This is a genomic window from Pseudotamlana agarivorans, from assembly GCF_018860245.1.
GTDB classification, from domain to species: domain Bacteria; phylum Bacteroidota; class Bacteroidia; order Flavobacteriales; family Flavobacteriaceae; genus Pseudotamlana; species Pseudotamlana agarivorans_A.
Genome location: NZ_JAHKPD010000001.1, coordinates 89546 through 109419 on the forward strand (window position 1 = coordinate 89546; position 19874 = coordinate 109419).

Annotated in this window: 15 protein-coding genes and 1 riboswitch; of the genes, 2 read left to right on the plus strand and 13 right to left on the minus strand. The window is 35.9% G+C overall.

What is annotated here, in order from left to right; genetic code table 11:
• Positions 1-14: 14 nt before the first annotated feature.
• The 13 genes from KO493_RS00380 to KO493_RS00440 all read right to left on the minus strand — a co-directional run bounded on the left by KO493_RS00380 (position 15) and on the right by KO493_RS00440 (position 17088).
• Positions 15-590: a precorrin-2 dehydrogenase/sirohydrochlorin ferrochelatase family protein gene (locus KO493_RS00380; RefSeq protein ID WP_216065976.1), complete on the minus strand. Its 576-nt coding sequence runs from the start codon at positions 588-590 to the stop codon at positions 15-17.
• Positions 591-592: 2 nt separating this feature from the next.
• Positions 593-1354 (minus strand): uroporphyrinogen-III C-methyltransferase, encoded by a 762-nt coding sequence (gene cobA / locus KO493_RS00385; RefSeq protein ID WP_216065977.1) that lies wholly within the window; start codon positions 1352-1354, stop codon positions 593-595.
• Positions 1355-1382: 28 nt separating this feature from the next.
• Entirely contained in the window at positions 1383-3470 is a 2088-nt protein-coding gene (locus KO493_RS00390; protein ID WP_216065978.1) for a HEPN domain-containing protein, read from the minus strand.
• Positions 3471-3706: 236 nt separating this feature from the next.
• Positions 3707-4954 (minus strand): sulfate adenylyltransferase subunit 1, encoded by a 1248-nt coding sequence (locus KO493_RS00395; RefSeq protein WP_216065979.1) that lies wholly within the window; start codon positions 4952-4954, stop codon positions 3707-3709.
• A 114-nt stretch (positions 4955-5068) separates the two neighbouring features.
• Complete coding sequence (gene cysD, locus KO493_RS00400; protein WP_216065980.1) at positions 5069-5974, minus strand: sulfate adenylyltransferase subunit CysD; 906 nt, start codon at positions 5972-5974, stop codon at positions 5069-5071.
• A 91-nt stretch (positions 5975-6065) separates the two neighbouring features.
• Positions 6066-6686, minus strand: a complete 621-nt coding sequence (locus tag KO493_RS00405) for a phosphoadenosine phosphosulfate reductase domain-containing protein (protein WP_216065981.1) — start codon at positions 6684-6686, stop codon at positions 6066-6068.
• A gap of 10 nt (positions 6687-6696) precedes the next feature.
• Entirely contained in the window at positions 6697-6954 is a 258-nt protein-coding gene (locus KO493_RS00410; protein WP_216065982.1) for a DUF2061 domain-containing protein, read from the minus strand.
• Positions 6955-7115: 161 nt separating this feature from the next.
• Complete coding sequence (locus tag KO493_RS00415; RefSeq protein WP_216065983.1) at positions 7116-7535, minus strand: RrF2 family transcriptional regulator; 420 nt, start codon at positions 7533-7535, stop codon at positions 7116-7118.
• 137 nt (positions 7536-7672) lie between these two features.
• Entirely contained in the window at positions 7673-8692 is a 1020-nt protein-coding gene (locus KO493_RS00420) for a polysaccharide lyase family 7 protein (RefSeq protein ID WP_216065984.1), read from the minus strand.
• A 220-nt stretch (positions 8693-8912) separates the two neighbouring features.
• Positions 8913-10082 carry a trans-sulfuration enzyme family protein gene (locus KO493_RS00425; RefSeq protein WP_216065985.1) on the minus strand — a complete coding sequence of 390 codons (1170 nt, stop codon included), beginning with the start codon at positions 10080-10082 and terminating at the stop codon, positions 8913-8915.
• Between the two features lie 297 nt (positions 10083-10379).
• The gene (thrA, locus tag KO493_RS00430) at positions 10380-13778 is read right to left on the minus strand and encodes a bifunctional aspartate kinase/homoserine dehydrogenase I (RefSeq protein ID WP_216065986.1); all 3399 of its coding nucleotides are present in this window, start codon (positions 13776-13778) and stop codon (positions 10380-10382) included.
• A gap of 31 nt (positions 13779-13809) precedes the next feature.
• Positions 13810-15084 carry an O-acetylhomoserine aminocarboxypropyltransferase/cysteine synthase family protein gene (locus tag KO493_RS00435; RefSeq protein ID WP_216065987.1) on the minus strand — a complete coding sequence of 425 codons (1275 nt, stop codon included), beginning with the start codon at positions 15082-15084 and terminating at the stop codon, positions 13810-13812.
• 186 nt (positions 15085-15270) lie between these two features.
• Positions 15271-15372: riboswitch (SAM riboswitch) on the minus strand.
• A gap of 159 nt (positions 15373-15531) precedes the next feature.
• Positions 15532-17088, minus strand: coding sequence for a hypothetical protein (locus tag KO493_RS00440; protein ID WP_216065988.1), 1557 nt, complete (start codon positions 17086-17088; stop codon positions 15532-15534).
• A gap of 148 nt (positions 17089-17236) precedes the next feature.
• Between KO493_RS00440 and KO493_RS00445 the strand changes: the two genes are divergently transcribed.
• Together KO493_RS00445 and leuB are read left to right on the plus strand one after the other, a co-directional pair.
• Positions 17237-18412 (plus strand): 2-isopropylmalate synthase, encoded by a 1176-nt coding sequence (locus KO493_RS00445; protein ID WP_216065989.1) that lies wholly within the window; start codon positions 17237-17239, stop codon positions 18410-18412.
• Between the two features lie 59 nt (positions 18413-18471).
• Positions 18472-19590, plus strand: a complete 1119-nt coding sequence (gene leuB / locus KO493_RS00450; RefSeq protein ID WP_216065990.1) for a 3-isopropylmalate dehydrogenase — start codon at positions 18472-18474, stop codon at positions 19588-19590.
• Positions 19591-19874: the final 284 nt, after the last annotated feature.

Here is a 19874-nt window from a genome sequence, read left to right on the forward strand (position 1 = left end):
TATGGTACTTTTACTTATTTTTCAATTAATCCTTTTGTGAATTCGTTCAGTTTTTCAACCTTTTGTTCGAAATCACCTTTTATTGTTTTTCTGTATTCGTTCAAGTTCTGCACTAAATCATCTACATTTTCTGGAATCACATCCTCAAAAAACTGTCGTAAACGTTTGGCTGTCGTAGGTGATTTTCCGTTTGTGGAAATCGCGACTTTCACGTTGCCTTTGGTTACAATACCACCCATATAAAAATCACAATATGGCGGATTATCGGCTACATTAACCAAAAGACTCCTTTTTCTACAGTGTTTATGCACTTTAATATTTACTTTAGGCTTATTGGTAGTTGCCACCACAATATGCTTTCCTTTTAAATATTTTTTCTTGTACTTATCTTCAATTAAAGTGACGTTTCCCTTTTTTGCTAATGCAATCGTTTCTTCTCTAAACATGTTAGAGACCATCGTAACATTAGCATCGGGGCTTGATTTTAGAAGAAAGGTTAATTTCTCTTCCGCCACATAACCACCTCCAACTATAAGTATATTTAAACTTTTCGTTTTAAGAAAAATGGGATATAAATTATTTCTTTCCATTCCTATTCTTCTTTAACTTCTGAATAAATAGAACTTAATACCGCGCGTTCTCTCACAACATCACCAATAACTATAATTGCAGGAGAAGACAATCCTTTTTCTGCAACAATCTTTTGAATGGTTCCAATGGTTCCAATGCCAACATTTTGATTCTCTCGAGTGCCGTTTTGAATGATAGCTATAGATACATCTTGTTTATTTTCAGCAGAAAAAATCTTTACAATTTCGTCTAGCTTACTCATGCCCATTAAAATTACTACCGTTGCCGACGACTTGGCTGCCAGCGCAACATCACTAGAAATCTGGTGTTTTTTAGTCGTTCCTGTAATCACCCAGAAACTTTCGGAAGCACCGCGTTTTGTTAGCGGTATCCCTTGGTAAGCAGGCGCAGCAATGGAAGACGATATGCCCGGAACCACAAAGGTTTCTAAACCAAATGGTCTTACATAATCGATCTCCTCGGCACCACGACCAAAAATAAACGGGTCGCCACCTTTTAAACGAACCACATGTCCTTTTTCTTTCGCTTTAGCAACAATCAAATCATTAATTTGTTCTTGTTGAAAAGCGTAACACCCTTTGCGTTTTCCCACAAAAATAAGCTCTACATCTTTTGAAGCATATTTAAGAAGTGATTCGTTTATAAGCGCATCGTATAGGATCACATCGGCAGATTCAATCGCTTTAATTGCTTTAAGCGTAATTAAATCTTCGTCTCCTGGACCTGCGCCTACAACGGTTAATATGGGTGTTTTTACTTTCATTTATTAAATTTATACTGCTTTACTTTAGTTAAGCAACGGTTTCCGATTCTCTGAAAGCTCTTACCTTTGCTAAAAACACATTGGCATTATCAATATATTTTGTTGCAAACGCTTCCGTTGGCGCAAATTTATTGATTTGGTAGATTAAATCAGAAAAAGAAGTTCCTAAATTTATTTTCTCTGTTTCCACAAACAAGGCATCAAAATCTTTAATGATCCCAGCATGCGTATTTGTTTTCTTGTTTTCTGCTAATAATAACGCTTTCGCGGAATTTACTAAAGATTGGTAAGCGAAATAAATAGCTCCAGAATACACTTTGTTTTCAAAAGATTCTTTAGCATTATCTATTTTTTCTTCACTTTCTAAGAACAAAGTAGCAATTAAATCGATCACAACACCAGCACATTCACCAACTCCAATTTCTTTTACATATTCTTCGTTAGTTCCCCAATCGATAAAATCTTCCTGTGTTAAGTTGCTAACATCTTGTAAATCTTGTAAGAAATCGTAGAAATATTTCTGCCCTTTCTCTTTATAGTAATCTACATAAGATTTTCCACCTGCATTGGCCTCATAATCATTAAGCACACGTCTTAATGCCTCTGGCCCTCTTTTACTAGGCACTTTCACCACTTTATCGGCGAAAGCTCCGTTTCCATCCCCTATATTACCACCACCTAATAAAACTTGTAATGCTGGTGCAACTAATTTATCTGGCGTACGAACCGACATCCCTTGGAAACCAATATTTGCCATATTATGTTGTCCACAAGCATTCATACATCCACTAATTTTAATCACTAAATCTTCGTTTTTAAGATATTGTGGGTATTCTGCTTTAATCACACGCTCTAACTCATCAGCAATTCCTGTACTACTAGCAATTCCTAAGTTACACGTATCGGTTCCAGGACAAGCAGTAATATCAACGGCTTTATTATAACCCGCTTCAACAAATCCTAATTTTTCTAATTCTTGGTAAAAAAGTGGTACTAAGTCTTCCTTAACAAAAGGAATTACGATATTTTGACGTAACGTTAAACGCACTTCTCCTGCACCGTATTCATCAACTAAATCAGCTAATAAACGAGCTTTATCGGTATAAAAATCACCTAATAACACTTTGATTCCAATAGCCACATAACCTTCCTGCTTTTGAGGAATAAGGTTTGTAGATTTCCATAATTCGAAAGCTTCTTGATCTATTATTTCAACTTGTGGCGCTTCCACCGAAACAGGTTTTGAAGGCACATAAGCATCAGCATCAATAGCTACTGTTTTAAATTCGATTGCTTTTTGTTCTTCAGCAATTAATTCTTTAAAAGCCTCTAAACCGATATCTTTTAATAAGAATTTCATACGCGCTTTAGCACGACTTTTACGCTCACCATAACGATCGAAAACTCTTAAAACACCTTCCATGATTGGAATGATTTTATCGGTTTCAACAAAATCAAACAATACATCGGCATGACGAGGCTGGGAACCTAATCCTCCAGCAACAACAACTTTAAATCCGCGTACCCCATTTTGCTCTTTGGCGATATAACCAATATCATGTAAGTAAGATAATCCCGTATCTTCATCGGTAGAAGAGAAAGATACTTTAAACTTACGTCCCATTTCTTGACAAATTGGGTTACGTAAAAAGAATTTATACAGGGCATCTGCGTAAGGAGACACATCAAAAGGTTCGTTTACATCGATACCTGCAGTTTCAGAAGCCGTTACGTTTCTTACCACGTTACCACAAGCTTCACGCACAGTTACCTCATCTTTTTCAAGTTCTGCCCATAATTCTGGAGTTCTATTCAAATCCACATAGTGAATTTGGATATCTTGACGTGTGGTAATATGTAAGCGACCACGAGAATACTCATCGGATACTTCAGAAATTCGACGTAATTGATTACTTTTTAATTTTCCGTAAGGAATTTTAATACGAATCATTTGCACGCCTTCTTGACGCTGACCGTAAACCCCACGAGCTAAACGGAGACTTCTAAATTTTTCCTCATCAATTTTACCATTGTTAAAAAGCTCAATTTTATTCGCTAATTCAATGATATCCCTTTCTACAACTGGATTCTCTATTTCTGATCTAAATGTTTGCATGATATGCCCCTCCTAACCTCCCCGAAAGGGGAGGAATTCTTACTCGGGTAGTGCAAGAATTTTGTTGTTAAATGCGCCTCCTAATCTCCCCATAGTGGAGAAATTATTACTCAAGAGGAGCAAACTCGTTTTATTTTTCAACAATTCACAAAATTTAAAACTTTGTGAAACTGTTTGGTTTTTTTTTCGCAACCTAGCTAATTCCCCCTATGGGGGCTAGGGGGCCTCGCTTCTTTCTACTGGATAAATCCAGCTCCTACCGTATTATTCGATTGTGGGTCGATTAAAATAAACGAACCATTTGTTCTGTGATTTTTAAACTGATCGTAAAAAATTGGTTTGTTTAATTTAAAGGTTACCGAAGCAATATCGTTTACACCTAAAGATGTAGCACCCTCTTCGATTCCAGAATAATCTGGATGTATTTTATGGTTTATTTTATCAACTTTAGCCAATACTTTGTTTACACCGTGTTGCACTAAGTATTTACCTCCTGTTGTTAAATTAGAAGCATCCATCCAACAAACATTAGCGGTAAATTGCTTTTCAATAGTTGGAAGATCATCTGCTTTAACAATCATATCGCCACGACTTACATTGATATCATTTTCTAAAGTAATGGTTACCGATGAACGTCTTGAAGCGGTTTCATACTTCTCGTCGTAGAAATAAATATCTTTAATCTTCGATTTTGTTTGAGACGGTAAAACAACAATATCATCACCTACACTTAGGTTTCCACCGTAAACTTTTCCGGCGTAGCCTCTAAAATCGTGAAATTCTTCCGTTTTAGGACGTACCACATACTGCACAGGGAAACGCGGTGTACCTACGTTAAAAATATCCGATTTATCCAATTCTTCTAAATGCTCTAATAAGGTTTGTCCTTTATACCAAGACATTTTATCTGTCTTGTTTACCACATTATCACCTTTTAAGGCACTTACAGGAATGAATGTGATGTTTTGATCTTGGTAATCTCTCTTACCCATTAATTCTGAAAAATCTTCTTTGATTTTATTATAAGTTTCTTCAGAATAATCCACTAAATCCATTTTGTTAATCGCAACCACAACATCTTTAATTCGTAATAAATTATTGATGAAAAAATGACGATTTGTTTGCTCAATCACCCCTTTTCTAGCATCAATTAAGATGATAGAAGCCTGTGATGTTGAAGCTCCAGTTACCATGTTACGCGTATATTCTACGTGGCCTGGTGTGTCGGCGATGATGTAACTTTTCTTTTTAGTAGAAAAATAAATATGCGCCACATCAATGGTGATTCCTTGTTCTCTTTCTGCAACTAAACCATCGGTAGCTAACGAAAAATCTAAGTAATCATAACCACGTTGCTTACTTGTTTTCTCAATGGCTTCTAACTTATCTGTTGTCAATGATTTTGTATCGTAAAGAATACGTCCGATTAACGTACTTTTTCCATCATCTACACTTCCTGCTGTTGCAATTTTTAATACTTCCATTTTATTTTTTGCTTTATGCTATAAGCTTTACGCCTTAAGCAATCTGAACTTTATTTTTTTTAGCGTTAAGCATATAGCTTAAGGCTTAGAGCGAAAATTTTCTTAAGAAAATTTTTAGAAATACCCTTGTTGTTTACGTTTTTCCATGGCTGCTTCCGAACGTTTATCATCGATACGTGCACCACGTTCTGATATTGTTGAATCTCTAATTTCTTCTACAACTTTAGAAATTGAAACAGCATCAGATAAAACGGCTGCTGTACAACTCATATCACCAACGGTTCTAAAACGTACCATCTCTTCAATCACTTGCTCATTTTCGTCTCTATAAACAACATCATCTTCCGCAGACCAAATCATACCGTCTCTTAAGAATACTTTACGTTTGTGAGCGAAATAGATTGAAGGAATTTCAATATTTTCTTGTTCGATATACGACCACACATCTAGTTCTGTCCAGTTTGAAATAGGGAACACACGTACATTCTGACCGTGCTCAATATCGCCATTCAACATATCGAATAATTCAGGACGTTGGTTCTTTTCATCCCATTGTCCGAAATCATCACGAACAGAAAAAATACGTTCTTTAGCTCTTGCTTTTTCTTCATCACGACGCGCACCACCAATACAAGCATCAAACTTGAACTCTTCGATGGCATCTAAAAGTGTGGTGGTTTGCAACATATTTCTACTTGCATAACGTCCAGATTCTTCTTTCACTTTACCTTCATCAATAGAATCCTGAACATTTCTCACGATCAATTCTAAACCTAATTCTTCACATAAACGGTCTCTAAACTCAATCGTTTCTGGAAAATTATGCCCCGTATCGATATGCATTAATGGAAAAGGAATTTTTGCAGGATAAAAGGCTTTTACCGCTAGACGTACTAACGTGATAGAATCTTTTCCTCCTGAAAATAATAACACAGGTTTTTCAAACTGTGCCGCTACTTCTCTCATAATATATATCGCTTCGTTTTCTAGCGAGTTAATATTGGATGTGTCTTTTTTCATAATTTTTTATGATTATTGGTTGTGGTTTTTAGTTGATGGTTTTTCTTAATTACTACAACATTAAACTTTTAACCTTAAACTTTAAACTGCTTTAAGCGTGTAATCCACACTCTCTATTTTCTAATGCTTTTGTTGGGTCGAAATATTTAAATTCGTTTGGCAAGTTATTTTGCGATAAATATCCATCTAATTTTTCATCAGACCAAAAGTAAAACGGACTAACCTTTAAAACGCCATCTTTACTTAAACTAAAAATCCCAATACTATTTCTAAAGGCTGTTTGCCCTTGACGTAAGTTTGTAAACCACACTTTTGGCTTGTGTTCTGCCATAGCCCTAGTAAAAGGCTCTAGCTTTACTTGCTCTGTAAACAAAGCATGCTCCGGAGCATCAACCGTTGGAATTCCCATAACCACATCGCGATGTGCCGATGTTTGTTTAGGCACATACAAAAACACATTTAAAGCTAAATCTTTAATCACTTGCTCTGCATGTCTATAGGTTTGAGGCGTATTATATCCTGTATCACACCAGATTACAGGAGTTTCAGACTCTACTGCATTTACAGCATGTAAAATAACAGCTTCGTACGGTCTGAAATTTGTTGTAACAACGGCTTCCTTACTAAGTTCAAGCGCTTTTTTTATGATATCGGCTGGTGCCGCATCCTTGAACGCCTTGTTTAATTCCTCTATTTGATTTTCTGTAAACATAATTCTTTATTTATTTTCCCCACTTAATAGAATTCCATGCACGTTCGTGGAAAAAGTATAACACCATTTTTGTTACTAATTCGATAGAACCTATTGAAAAAGCTAAGGTTAATTCTCCGGTTACTAACCAAGAAATTAATATCGTATCTAACGTACCGATAGTTCTCCAACTAAGTGATTTTACAACACTTCTAATTGGCTTTTCAGTTGCACTATCCTCTTTATATGTAGACTTCTCTTTATTTTTAATTAACATCTGCGCAATCATTTGTTGACGTTTTATATTAATCCTATCAATTTAGTAGGGATTACAAAAGTAATACATTTTATAACATATAAAAGTAATTCTCGAACTTTTTAGAATTTTAGAATATTTTTCAGGCTAAGGTTTTATTTCTTTAAGAAAAGTGTAGATAATTTAAGAATTTCTTATTCACCTGTATGAGACAAATCGGCCAATGTCGTATTTCTGAACACTTTAAGCGTACTATCACGTACCTGAAGCATCAACTTATTGACACTACATAAATCTTCATCTACACAGTCGTCGCACTTTTCGTAGTAGTTCAAACTTACGCAGGGTACCATGGCAATGGGCCCTTCTAAAACACGCATAACATCGGTCATTAAAATTTCCGAAGGTTCCTCTCTTAAATAATAACCACCATGCTTTCCTTTTTTAGAACCCAAGATTCCCGATTTTCTTAAAGTTAGCAGGATACTTTCTAGAAATTTCTGCGGAATTTGTTCTTGTTTAGCAATTTCGGCAACTTGTAAAGGCATATCTCCTTCACTTCGAGCAATAAAGGTAAGGGCCTTTAATCCGTATTTTGTTTTCTTAGATAACATCCTGCTAATATAGATATTTTATTACAGCCTTAAAATAAAAAAACACCATAGAATAATAGTCTATAGTGTTTTAGTATGCTTTAACTTGGTTGTATAAATATGAGTATATAAACTCATTTACTATACTGTTTTTAAACCTAATACGTTGTATGCGATTTTTCTAATGCATAAAAAGTAGCTTGTACATAATCATCAGCATCACCCGTGTTATTTTGATTATAAACACCAGCTTTAAAATACATATATTGTCCAGAAACGTTAAAACCACTGCTTTTCATATTTACAGTTTTATATACGTCTGGCTTCCCTTCTCTTGAAATCGTAACGGTTAAAGCGTCACCTGTAACCTTAATGGCATAACTAAATTTCTCACCTAATGCAATGCCATCAGTAGGGTTGGAAGCACTATTACTTCGAGAACCAATCATTTCATGCCATTGCTCATCACCGTTACCGTCGGTAGGTTCGTGAGCAAAATAGATAGATCCTAAGTCGTTATTTTTTAATTTTCTGTAGTAAATACGAACAGGCTCATCATCATTAGCATGAATTTGCCCTACAATAACACGACCAATATGACTATTACTCCCTGTTGTTGTTACATGGTTTACAGCCAATGTTGCGGTCATTTCACCATCATATCCAAAGGCTGCTTTTTTATCAGCTTCTGGGGCAGTACCGAAAACCCAATTGTTTTTATTAACACCCTGCGTTTTAATACTGGTATTCGTCCCCCTAAGCATTTCTCGTAATTCAACACGAGTATACGAAGTGTTTACAGAGGTTTTAAAACCATCATTAGGACATTTAAAAACCATACCGCCATCTGCTGCAGTGTAAAAATACTCATCATGCTCATAACCTGCATTTATTTCAGCCACCGTTTTTGTAAGCGCTGTACCTTTTCCACTATTCACTGGAATACTCAAATTCCAAGTTGATAAATCAAAATTTTCAGAAGGTGCTCTATTTGGATCAAGTTCTCCATCGTTATCCTCTTCAGGTTCTGGTTCAGGCTCAGGCTCAGGTTCCTTATCTTCCTCTGGCTCGGTAGGTGTTTCCTGCTCAACCTCTTCAAAATCATCACTTGGACTACTGCAATTATATACTGCAAAACCTAATAATAGAACAATAAACAAATAAGGTAATCTCTTCATATCAGTACGCTTTTTTAAATAAAATTAAAGCACTGCAAAGGTACTTATAATTGGTTAACCAATTTGCAAATATTCTGTTAAATCTTAATACAGGGAGGTTGCAAGCCCGTCACCCTCAATAACAACACCTAAATATTCAGCAACCATTCTAATTTAATTCTAAAAAAAATGCCTCCACAATCATGTAAAGGCATTTCATTTATATTTAATAGGTTTTTGCTTATTGTAAAGCCTGTTCTAAATCGGCAATCACATCATCTACATGCTCCAAACCAACAGATACACGCACCATACCATCGGTAATACCAGCAGCGGCTTTTACATCGGCCTCTACTTTAGCGTGCGTTGTACTTGCAGGGTGCGTTACAATGGTTCTTGTATCTCCTAAGTTAGCCGATAACGAACACATTTTAATGGCATCTAAAAATGTTCTACCACCTTCTATGCCGCCTTTTACTTCAAAAGCGATAATATTACCTCCTAATTTCATTTGCTTTTTAGCCACTTCGTGTTGTGGGTGCGACTTCAAGAAAGGATACTTTACCCAGGTTACTTTTGGATGCCCTTCTAAAAAAGTTGCCAATTTTAACGCATTTTCACAGTGTTTATCTGTTCTAACCGCTAATGTCTCTAAAGATTTCGATAACACCCAAGCATTAAACGCGCTCATCGACGGACCAGTAAGTCTTGAAAACAAGTAAATTTCACGAATCAATTCTTTTTTACCCACGGTTACACCACCAAGCACACGCCCTTGACCATCCATTAATTTTGTAGCCGAATGGATTACTAAATCGGCTCCATGTTTAATCGGATTTTGTAAATACGGCGTTGCAAAGCAATTATCAATCACCAACAACAAACCATGTTTTTTACAAATGGCACTTAACAAATCTAAATCCAACACATCCACACCAGGGTTCGTAGGTGTTTCAGCGTAGATAAATTTAGTATTTGGCTTGATTAAGTTTTCAATATTATCAACTTCATTCACATTGAAATAAGAATATTCAATATTCCATTTCGGTAAATATTTAGTAAACAAACCATGGGTTGCACCAAAAACCGAACTACAGGACACCACATGATCTCCAGCATCCAGCAAAGTTCCAAACGTTGAAAACACCGCAGCCATACCACTCGCGAAAGCAAAACCTGCCTCTGCCCCTTCCATCAAGCACACCTTGTCAACAAATTCGTTGACGTTCGGATTACTGTAACGGCTGTATAAATCGCGCTGTTTCTCTTCTGCAAACGAGGCTCTCATTTCCTCAGCATCGTCAAAAACAAAGCCTGATGTTAAATACAACGGCACCGAATGTTCCGAAAACTGAGACGTTTCTGTCTGCGTTCTAATCGCTAAAGTTTCAAATTTCTTGTTATTACTCATAATTCGTTTTAATAATTCATTGTTTGGCATTTCCCTATCGGGTCGGGCTTTCCGCTATATCTTTTTTCACCTTTTAGGAGGCAAAAAAAGGATGCCGCTTCTATCCCTAATGCGCTTATCCGCCAAAGTTGGTTAAATTACCAGACTTACTGTTTTAACTAGTTAGCCTTTGAGGTTTTCTAAACCTAATTTGGACTTATATTTTTATGCTTCTTGAGATTCCCGCCTAGACACTCTTCCCTAAACTGAATTTATCCTTTAACATATTCTTCTTGAGATTCCTGCTTTCGCAGGAATTTAATTAATGTGTTTAGACAATCTCAATATATCACCAAACACCCCACGCGCCGTTACTTCTGCTCCTGCTCCAGCACCTTGAATCACGATAGGTTGTTCACCGTAAGATTCTGTAAATATTTCAAAAATCGCATCACTTCCCTTAACATGGCCTAAAGTACTATCTTCAGGAATAGATACTAATTTGACTTCCAATTTCCCTTTATCTTGAGATAAATCTCCAGACAAATCACCTACATAACGTAACACGTGATCTGGCTCCTGGTTAGCCTTCAGTTTTTGAAATTCATCATCTAAAACATCCAATTGTTTTAAAAACTCTTCCACCGAAATGTTTTGATATTGTTCCGGAATTAAATTCTGAACCTCAACATCTTCAAACTCATTATGCAAATCTAACTCTCTTGCTAGAATTAACAATTTTCTAGCCACATCATTTCCAGAGAAATCCTCACGCGGATCTGGTTCTGTAAAACCTTTGTCGATCGTTTCCTGAATAATTTCACTAAACGCTTTGTCTTCCACAGAAAAATTATTGAATAAATAACTTAAAGTCCCTGAAAACACCCCACGAATTCTCGTGATATTCTCTCCCGACTCGTGTAACAACTTAATGGTATCAATTAACGGTAAACCTGCACCAACCGTGGTTTCGTATAAATATTGCTTATTGTTTTCTTTTAACTCAAAACGTAAATCCTTATAGAATTTATGCGATACCGTATTCGCTACCTTATTGGAAGACACCAAGTCGAAACCAGCCTCAATTAAAGGAATATAATTTTCATAAAAACTAGGACTTGCTGTGTTATCTACGGCAATTAAGTTCTCTAAATGATTGGTTTTTGCAAAGGCAATAATATTTGCCAATGAGCTGTTATTATCCGTTGTTTTTATATCCTCTTCCCAAGTTAATTCAACGCCATCTTTACTTAACAATTGCTTTTTAGAATTGGCTATGGCAAAAATATTAAGGTTAATGCCTTTACGAGATTCAATATCACCTTTCGATTTTAAAATCTGATTAATTAACGCGCCTCCAACACCTCCGTGGCCAAAAATAGCAATGTTTATCTTTTTTGAAATTCCGAAAACTTCACCATGAATCACGTTTACCGCCTTATGCAGTTGGTCCTTTTTAACCACCAAACTCACGTTCTTTCCAGTCACCGTATTATTAAATAACAGTGGTGTAATTTGGTTTTTTATAAGCGCATTAAATGGTTTATGGAAGGAACTCAACTCAATTCCCACGATGGAAATTACAGCTACATCATCAACCACATCAATTTTATTAACATCCTGCGAGTAAAAATCACCTTCAAACTCACGTTCTAAAGCAATCACTGCTTGCGTCGCTTGATCCGAATCAATAATTAACCCAATACCACGTTCCGAAGACCCTTGAGAAACGATACTCACACTAATACCGTAATTACTTAAAGCTTTAAATATTCTAGCATCTACACCAATTTTACCTAGCAATCCGCGGCCTTCAAAATTTAAAAGCGCCACATTATCTAAAACCGATAACGACGTTACTTCTTTGGTGCTCGGTCTTGCGGTAATTAAAGTCCCTTCATCATCTGGATTAAAGGTATTTAATATTCGGAGGCTGATGTTTTTTTCAACAAGCGGAATGATTGTTTTAGCATGCAACACCGAGGTTCCGAAATTCGCTAACTCATTTGCTTCACTAAACGACAGCTCTCTAATTTGCTGCGCATCGGCAACCATATTTGGGTCTGCTGTGTAAATTCCGTTAACGTGTGTGTAGTTCTGAAGCTCTTCAGCATCTAAAAAATTAGCGATTAATGCCGCCGTATAATTACTACCGTTTCTACCTAAAGTGGTGGTTTCATTCTTTAAATTAGAAGCGATAAAACCAGTAATCACGTTCACGGTATCTTTATGCTTTTTAAAATAAGCTTGGGTATTCTCTTTAGATAATTTTGCTAAAGGCTGCGCATTTCCAAAAACCTCATCGGTTTTAATAAGCTCACGCGAATCGGTAGCATGTGCTTTAATACCACGTGCATCTAAAATACTAGTAATTAACTTAACCGATAACAATTCGCCTTGCGCCAAAATATTATCCTTGGTCTTACTACTGTAATCCCCTAATAAGCTAACTCCTTCAAAAAGTTTATCTAAAGTGGAAAATTCTGTTGTGAAATCCACATTTTTAGACGGGGCACTTTGATAGGCTTTAAAAGCTTCTAAATCCTCCTTATAAGGTTTTCCTTTTAAGGCCTTGCTTAAAATAGCTTCCAAATCATCGGTTGCCGTTCCTCTTGCCGAAACCACAATACTGATGCGCTCGCCAGCGTTTACTTTATTTTCTATAATGGAAAGCACGGTGTTTAAACCTTCTCCGTTTGCTAATGATTTGCCTCCAAATTTTAATACTTTCATTCTTTTTCTTTTAGAATTTGGCACAAAAATGCCTTCTATTATTTTTTCCAACTGGTCATATTCCATTAAAAACGCATCATGACCATGTACGGAATTAATTTCGTTATACGTCACATTATGATGTGTTAATGCCAACTGTTTTTGGGTTTCTCTGTTTTCTTCCGCAGTAAAAAACAAATCGGAATCCACTCCAACAATATGAATATTGGCTTCAATGTTTTCTAACACATTAAAATTCTCGGTTCTCCCTTTAGTAACATCAATGGTTTTAAGCAGCTGATTCATTAATTTATAAGCAGAAAGCTGGAAACGCTCTTGCAACTTATCACCGTGATGTAACAACCAACTCTCCACATTAAAAATCTCTAAATCGTCATTTTTTGAACGTTGAAAACGCTCCTTAAACGACTCCGGCGTGCGGTAACATAGCATAGCATGCATACGCGCATCATGAACAGGATGCTTAGAGTTTAGTAAAAATTGCTCTTGAATTTGGCAGTTTGCAATTAGCCAATCGGTGGATTTCCAATCGGTTGCTACTACAACCAAATTTTCGGTTAAATCTGGTTTTATCACAGCCATTTCCCATGAAATACCACCACCTAACGAACCTCCAACTACGGCAAATAATTTACCTGTTTTAAGTTCTTCTAAACCAATTAAAAACAACTTCGCGATATCTCTAGCTACAAAATCTTTGTAGTTATCAATCACGAAACCATCGAAACCGTTTCCTGGAATATTAAAAGCCAGAACGGTGTAAAGCTTGGTATCGATAACTTTGTCATCTCCAATTAAATCACTCCACCAGCCCCCTTTTCCGGCTACATGACTATTCCCCGTAAGGGCATGATTTACCAAAACAATAGGTGCCTCACCAATAGGTTTACCAAAAACCTGGTAGCTTAAATTGATTTCGGAATTAAGGGTTTGATTTTCGGTAACGAAATCTTTAATGACAATATGTTGCAATGACTGCTCCAAATTCTATATTTTAAAACGTTGTGTTCTTAATTTAAATCGTCTTAAAAGCTTCTGACAAATCTGCTTTTAAGTCTTCAATATCTTCAATTCCCACAGATAATCTTATTAAATCTGCTGAAACCCCTGCCGAATTTTGCTCAGCTTCATCCAACTGTTGATGGGTTGTACTTGCGGGATGAATGATTAAAGATTTTGTGTCGCCAATATTAGCCAATAATGAGAACAATTTGGTGTTATCTGCTATCTTTTTTGCAGCATCAAACCCGCCTTTATGTCCGAAAGTAACAATACCACTTTGTCCTTTTGGCAAATATTTATCGGCTAACTTTTTATATTTATTACTTTCTAAACCTGGATAATTTACCCAAGCAATCTCTTCCTGCGCTTCTAACCATTTGGCTAGTTCCAATGCGTTTTCACAATGTTGCTTGATTCTAACCGGTAAGGTTTCTAAACCTTGAATGATTTGAAAGGCGTTAAACGGACTCAAAGCACCACCGAAATCTCTTAAACCTTCTAAAATTAATTTAAAAGTATATGCCGCAGCACCTAAAGCTTCGTGGTATACTAAACCGTGATATCCAGCTGAAGGCTCTGTAAACTCAGGGAATTTCCCGTTGGCCCAATCAAAATTACCACCATCAATGATAGCACCTCCAAGCGATGTCCCTTGTCCGCCAATGTATTTCGTTAACGAGTGTATCACGATATTCGCACCGTGCTTAATCGGATTTAGTAAAGCTGGCGTTGCCACCGTATTATCTACTATAAAAGGAACGCCTGCTGCTTTTGAATGTACCGCAATGGCTTCAATATCTAAAACATCTAATTTCGGATTCCCTAAAGATTCTACAAAAAACGCTCTGGTGTTGTCTTTTACAGCGGCTGCAAACTCGTCAGGATTAGAACCATCAACAAAAGTGGTTGTAATACCCAAACGCGGTAACGTTACACTCAACAAATTATAAGTTCCACCATACAAACTGCTTGACGCTACAATATGATCGCCTGCTTTTAATAAAGTAAGTAAACCTGTAGAAATCGCCGAAGTACCCGAAGCAAAAACGACAGCACCTATACCGCCTTCGATAGCGGCTAAACGGTCTTGTAAAATTTGATTTGTTGGATTGTTTAAACGGGTGTAAATAAACCCTAATTCTTTTAATGAAAAGAGATTCGCCGCATGGTCTGAATTGTTAAAAACATACGAAGAAGATTGATAAATTGGAACGGCTCTTGTGCCGCCATTGGCTGCAAAATCATGTCCGGCATGTAATGCGTCTGTTGCTAATTTTTGTGTACTCATTTTTCTAATTTTTTTAGTTAATAATGATTCCCGCCTTCGCGAGAATAAAAATTTCAAAGGACACAGAAAAAAAACATTTCCTGAAGGTCTTTGAGAAACCAAAAAGTCAAAATACACGATTATCGACCGTGTGCTTAATAGAAAAATGTTATAAAGAATTTAGAAACTACAGTAGGTAATTTCGTTTCGTTATCTATCCGATTAAGGGTAGAATTTAGCACCTTCTTTACAGGTAAAGGGTTGCTAAGGCTTCATTGGGTCTAATCCCTCTGCCTTTCTTGATAACATTTCAATAAGTTTTTTGAACTTTGTGAATGCAAATATTCGTTCAGAAAAAGTTAATATCCAAATTTTTATGAAGTTATTTTATATTTTCAATGCCTATACCAGGTATAACTCACAGGTAAACAGGGCCTTTTTTACTTTCAAGAACCACCAAAAACAATGCTATGATAAACCATTGTGTTCCATCAACACAAACTTATTCCTAATGATTTCACCAATAGGTTTATTTTCAATTTTAGATTCTAGCCAAGAGATGATATCTAAATATAAGAAGGCGCGACTTTGATAAGGATCATCTTCAAACTCTTTTAATTTTTTATGAAGTTTAATGAATTCATTTTTCACTTCGTGCGGATAAATATCTCCCAAGCCACGTAAAAACTTAATAAACTCTTTTTGAACCTCATACAAATCTTCCATTTTAATTAAAAACTTATAAGTACTTCTAATTAAAACGTCAAGGTTGTAATCTAATCCAGCTTCGTAATGGGCTACAAGATTTAAAATTCTTGAAAAACACAATAAATCTTCTCGCATTTGCAGCGATTTATTACTTATTATTTTTTCTAGATAATAAATACATTTGCGGTTATCGCCAGCACCAAAATACATGCTCGCTATTTTATAATAAAACACCATAACGTGATGTTCGTCTATACGATCTTTATATTTTTTTAAGCGTTCTAAAACATCATCAATTAAAGGCAGACCTTCTTCAAAACTACCTTCAATAAAATGCAAATTAAATTTATTGTTATAAATAAAAAGAAATGACAAACCTTCAATATTATCATCCATTGGAAACCATTTTTCCTGAATGATATTTTCAAATCGCGATAACGAGAATTTAAATTTATTATATTGTCTCAAGTAATAAAGCGACTCCAATAAATAATGATTTCCTCTAAGGAAAAAGACAGGATTTAACAAAATCATGTCTTTATTTTGATAGAATAATTCCACCCACTTTTTGGAATACTTATAGCAGGCTAAAAAATCTTGAGTCAAAAAACTATACCATAATCGAGCCTTGTAAAGCCACAATTTTTCTCTAAACCCCAATTCACTTATATGGAATTTAGGCAACCTGGCATTAAAATAATCGGTAATCCTTTTGGTTTCCGCTTCATTTTTAACATAACCCGTTTTTAAAAACTGACCATATAACTGAAGTGATAAGTTTGAAAGCTTACTCGCTAATACATTTTGACGACTTAGTTCTTTGGCTTCAATCGACAATTGATCGGCTCTGTTATTTAGACTACGTGTTATATATTGCGATTCAATAACTTTTTCTAGATCGACAATTTCATAAGCTGCATTCTTTTCTTCATTAGCGATGGCTAAATTTTTAGCCTTATCCAAAATTTTCAAACTCTGCTTGTATAAGCCTTTATGATAAAGAATGGTAGCGAAGTCTAACTGTTCCCGAATTTGAATACGCACATCTTGATGCGACGGGTTTAAACGTAAACTAATTAAGATCTGTTTATATAGGTGTGCTTTTAAATTAGACAATTGTTGTTTCTTAACAATGCCCTTTTTTAAAATCACGACTTCATCGTAGGTCGTTAACTTATCCAGAATATTGAACAAGGTCAAAAATTTGGAATCTTCATTAACACCTAATCGCCCTACATAAAGTTTAAATTGTCGTTTTTCCGATTTGGATAACGACTTAATTAAAACAAATAAATTATCTTTTTGATCTCTTGTCATAGTTATAAAAACATACGTAAGATTCTGTTATACAGCTTTTTAACTGTTTTATCAATGTGTTTAACATCGTAAAAAACAAATGTAGAATGGAATATTTACAAAACCAAAATATACATTCGTAAAACAATACGAAAATAAATTTTAATAAATGTCTGATAATAAAGTCCAAATTTTTGACACAACTCTTAGAGACGGCGAACAAGTCCCTGGCTGTAAGCTTAATACTGAACAAAAAATAATCATTGCTGAACAGCTGGATTTTTTAGGTGTTGACATTATTGAAGCTGGTTTTCCAGTGTCTAGCCCTGGAGATTTTAAATCGGTTGTAGAGATTTCAAAAATTGTAAAAAATGCTACAGTTTGTGGTTTAACACGTGCTGTAGAGAACGATATAAAAGTAGCTGGTGAAGCATTAAAACTTGCTAAAACCGGACGTATTCATACGGGAATTGGTACTTCAGAATCTCATATTAAGTATAAATTCAATTCTACTAAGGAAGCGATTATAGAACGTGCTGTAAAAGCCGTATCTTACGCTAAGACCTTTGTGGAGGATGTTGAATTTTATGCTGAAGATGCAGGAAGAACCGATAACGAGTATTTAGCGCGTATCTGCGAAGCTGTCATTAAAGCGGGGGCAACAGTATTAAACATTCCGGATACAACAGGTTATTGTTTACCAAGTGAATATGGTGCTAAAATTAAGTACTTAAAAGAGAACGTGAAAGGCATTGAAAAAGCGATTATTTCATGCCATTGTCATAACGATTTAGGTCTAGCAACAGCAAATTCCATTGAAGGTGTTATTAACGGCGCCAGACAAATTGAGTGTACCATTAATGGTATTGGAGAACGTGCAGGAAATACTGCCCTTGAAGAGGTGGTTATGATTATGAAGCAACACCCTTACCTAAACTTAGACACCGGAATTAAAACAGAAATGCTTTACGGATTAAGCCAATTGGTTTCCGATAGCATGGGTATTTACACACAACCTAACAAAGCCATTGTTGGTGCGAATGCATTTGCTCACAGTTCTGGAATTCACCAAGATGGGATGATTAAAAACCGTGAAACTTACGAAATCATGGATCCTAAGGATGTTGGTGTTACCGAATCGGCAATTGTTTTAACAGCACGTTCTGGAAGAGCAGCCTTAGCCTATAGAGCAAAAAAGGTGGGTTATGAACTTACAAAACTTCAATTGGACGAAATCTACACCATCTTTTTAGATTTTGCAGACAAGAAAAAAGAAGTTGATGATGAAGACATCCATAAAATTATAGCAAGCAGTAAAGTTTATAAAGAAATTATTTCTGCGTAAATTAGTAGCCACGTTGGTGTTTTCGCTTTCGCGGAAATTACCACTATAAAAAGTTAGATATGAAGTTAAATATTGGCGTTTTACCCGGAGATGGTATCGGACCAGAAGTGACAGCTCAAGCCGTTAAGGTTTTGAAAGCTATTGCCATGGAATTTGATCACGTATTTACTTTTGACAAAGCCCTAGTTGGTGGCGTAGCTATAGAAAAAACAGGTACAGCTTTACCTGATGAAACCATTGCAATATGTAAGAAAGCAGACGCTGTTTTATTTGGCGCGATTGGTAACACAAAGTATGACGACGATCCTGACGCGACAGTTCGTCCTGAACAAGGCCTTTTAGGTATTCGTAAGGAGTTGGGATTACATACTAACATCAGACCCGTAATTGCTTATGAAGATTTATTAAACAAATCGTCACTAAAAGTAAAAGCGATTAGAGATACAAACCTTGTTATTTATAGAGAGTTAACTGGCGGTATTTACTTCGGAAAAAGACACCTAAGTGAAGACGGCAATACAGCATCAGACGTTTGTGAATACCAACGTTTTGAGATAGAACGTATTGCGCATGCTGCTTTTAAAGCTGCCCAATCGAGAAAACGCAAATTAACTTTAGTAGATAAAGCGAATGTTCTAGAAAGCTCAAGACTTTGGCGTCGTGTGGTTAAAGACATTTCAAAGCAATATTCTGATGTTAAATTAGATTACACTTACATCGATAATGCAGCTATGGATTTGATTATTAACCCAAGACAGTTTGATGTGATTTTAACTGAAAACATGTTTGGTGATATCCTTTCTGAAGAGGCTAGTGTTATTGTAGGTTCTATAGGTTTATTAGCTTCTGCTTCTATAGGCGATAAGCACGTGATGTTTGAACCAATTCACGGTGCATACACCAAAGCAGCTAATAAAGGCATAGCGAACCCTATTGCGTCTATTTTATCGGCTGCCATGCTATTAGACCATTTTGGTTTAGATGAAGAAGCAAACCGTGTGAGAGAAGGTGTTGACAAGTCGTTAAAACTACACATTACCACACCAGATTTAAACAACAAATACGATCATATAAGCACCACAAAAGTTGGTGATTTTATTGAGGATTTTATTCACAATCCAGACGAGACCAATCTAAACTTTACTAATATACATTTAGGGCAATCCACGATTATTTAATTATTTGAGTTAGTCAACAAACCAATTAAACTAAACTAGAAAGTCCTTAAAAGCGCATCTCACCGATGCGCTTTTTTAATGGAAAGCGCCCTGTAACCCCCGAAGAGGGATATTTGTTTGCTTGTTAAATAAGGAAGTTATTGATTACTCGAAAGGCTACAACCGATGCTCTAGGCACTAGTCTGAGACTAGCGCCAGCGAAACTTTAGTGTTTTATAAATGTTTGACCATAAGTATTGCGGACACGGCTACCGCTCGTTTGTACCTTAAATCCGTATGTTTTC